At 40.9% G+C, this 2,517-nt stretch carries 3 protein-coding genes; all 3 read left to right on the forward strand.

Annotated features, from left to right (window positions below):
- Positions 1–591: outer membrane protein assembly factor BamB family protein (locus tag QVD32_RS12790; RefSeq protein WP_287710330.1), on the forward strand; the 591-nt coding region annotated here is incomplete at its 5' end.
- 12 nt (positions 592–603) lie between these two features.
- Entirely contained in the window at positions 604–1,653 is a 1,050-nt protein-coding gene (locus QVD32_RS12795; RefSeq protein ID WP_502795842.1) for an MBL fold metallo-hydrolase, read from the forward strand.
- Positions 1,654–1,655: 2 nt separating this feature from the next.
- Positions 1,656–2,517 (forward strand): glycerophosphodiester phosphodiesterase family protein (locus QVD32_RS12800; RefSeq protein ID WP_287710331.1); only part of this gene is annotated, 862 nt, incomplete at its 3' end.

The raw sequence follows: 2,517 nt of genomic DNA on the forward strand, positions 1-2,517 counted from the left end.
ATTTACGGTTTCAAGGCAGATGGTACTCAGCTTTGGAAGGTTGCTGGTAAAGTTACAGAAATTGGTTCCTTCGCTTTGGATGGGGAGACCCTTTATGCTGCACAGATTGGCGGTGCTGGTTTGTTGGCATTGAACACATCTGATGGTTCTACTAAGTGGAGTGTTGAAGCTGCGGGCGATATTTATGCTCCTATTGTTGACAAGAGCGGTAATATCTACTTCACTGATAAGGGTGGTAAGGCGCTTTATGCTGTTGATAAGGCGGGACAACTGAAATGGAAGTTTACAATTGAAGCAGCTCCTACTTATTGTTTCCCTGTTCTTGACGATAAGGGTACTGTCTATTTCGGTAGTGGAGCAGGTCGCATCTATGCGGTTGACAGTTCAAATGGTGAGGAACTTTGGCACATGGATTCAGAAGGTACAGATAATAATGCCAAGATTATGTCAGGTATGACTATCGGTGAGAATCAGATTCTCTATGTGTCTTATATCGGTGGTAATGTTGCAGCAATCAAGATCTTTGCAGGTCCAGAGAAATCAACATGGAGCTGCAGAGGTGGAAATATTCATGGTACAAACCAATATTAATATTGAATCAGTATGAAAAAAATATATTTATTCATCGCATTATTCTCTTGCGTCCTGTTTTCATGTGGAAATGACGAAGATGGAATGACTTATGCGCAGCCTATCGAGGTAGGCGAAACTACCGACATGAAGGCTGCTAAAGAAGTTGCAGAAGCTTTGTGGGCAACAACTCCATTGCAGCATCAACCTCTTAATGCTGAAAGAACTGAAGTTTTTAATAAAATCCAGAAGATGGCAGATGATTGTCCTTCAGATTTCTTTGAAAGCTATATTGCAGCATTGGACCAGTCTGCAGAAATGAGAGAAAAGTATGATCCGATGTTGGCTCTTTATCGTTTGTCTTTAGATCATGTTATTGATGCGATTAAGACTACTACTGTTGAAAATGGTACTACTTGCATCTGGCAACTCTACAATATGGGTTACGTCGTAAAGACTCCAACCACTTGCTTTGGTATTGATATCAACCATCGTTGGGCCGAGAAATTGGAGCCTTACTTGGATTTCCTCTGTGTAACTCACAAGCATAAAGATCACTACAACACAAATCTTATAGATGCAATGTTGAAAGCTGGTAAGCCTGTTTACTCAAACTGGGTAACTGGTGGATTTACATCTAAGGTAAATACTGATTATCAGTTTAATAACATCAAGATTCATGTGTCAATTACTGACCATAATAATTCTGGCTTATCAAACTTCGTTTCTGTGTTTACTTTTGAATGTGGTGATGATAGTGGCAATTTCACAATGCTCCATACTGGCGACTCAAACTTCAAGGCTGCTCAGTACACAAACATTTTGCCACATGTAAATGTTTTGATTCCTCGTTATGCTCCTAATGCGCTTACCGAGAACAATATCATTGGTACTGGTGCAGGTCAGACTAAACCTGATTATGTATTACTCTCACACATTCTTGAACTTTCTCACGTTAGCGAGGAAGAGTCAAGATGGAGCTTGAATTCTGCCTTAGAAAGAGCTGCAAGACTTAATTGCGAGAACTCTTTTGTTCCTTTCTGGGGAGAAAAATTAGTTTGGAAAGATGGTAAATTGAATTAAAAATGAAAAAGATATTTGTTTTATCAATGTTGTGCATGCTCACTTCAATGAGCTTTGCACAAAGCAATTTAAAAGAGATTCTTAAGAATTTCAATAAGCCTGCTAAGGATAATGTTATGGTTGTTTCTCATCGTGGAGACTGGCGTAATGCTCCTGAAAATTCTGTTCAGGCTTTCCAAAACTGCATCGACATGGGTGTTGATATGGTTGAGTTGGACTTGAAGAAAACCAAGGATGGCGTTCTGGTCTTGATGCACGATAAGAAGATTGACCGTACCATGAACGGAAAGGGCTTTCCGGAGAATTATACGCTTGATTCTTTGAAATCTCTTCGCTTGAAGAATGGCGTTGGTTGCAAGACTCGTCATCATATTCCTACATTCCGTGAGGTGATGGAACTCTGCAAGGGTAAAATCATGGTGAATGTGGATAAGGGATACGATTACTTCGATGATGCAATGAAGGTTTTGAAGGAAACTGGTACTGTTGACCAGTGCATAATCAAAGCTGAACTTCCTTACGAGGTCGTAAAGGCTGAGCATGGTGATGTCCTTGATAAAATGATTTTCATGCCAGTGGTAAACCTTGGTAAGCCTGGTGCGGAAGAGGTGATTGACGGTTACATCAAGAATATGAAGCCAAAGGCTTATGAATTGGTTTTCAAAACTGATGATGCTAATACTCGTCGCCTGATCAAGAAGGTGCGTGATAGTGGCGCAAGAGTTTTCATCAATACGCTCTGGCCTGAGCTTTGCGGTGGTCATGATGATGATCGTGCTGTTGAACTCAAGCAGCCAGAAGAAAGCTGGGGATGGATTGTCGGTCAAGGTGCTAAGCTTATCCAGACAGACCGTCCTGCATTGC

It is taken from the genome of Barnesiella sp., from assembly GCF_022723415.1.
GTDB classification, from domain to species: domain Bacteria; phylum Bacteroidota; class Bacteroidia; order Bacteroidales; family Barnesiellaceae; genus Barnesiella; species Barnesiella intestinihominis.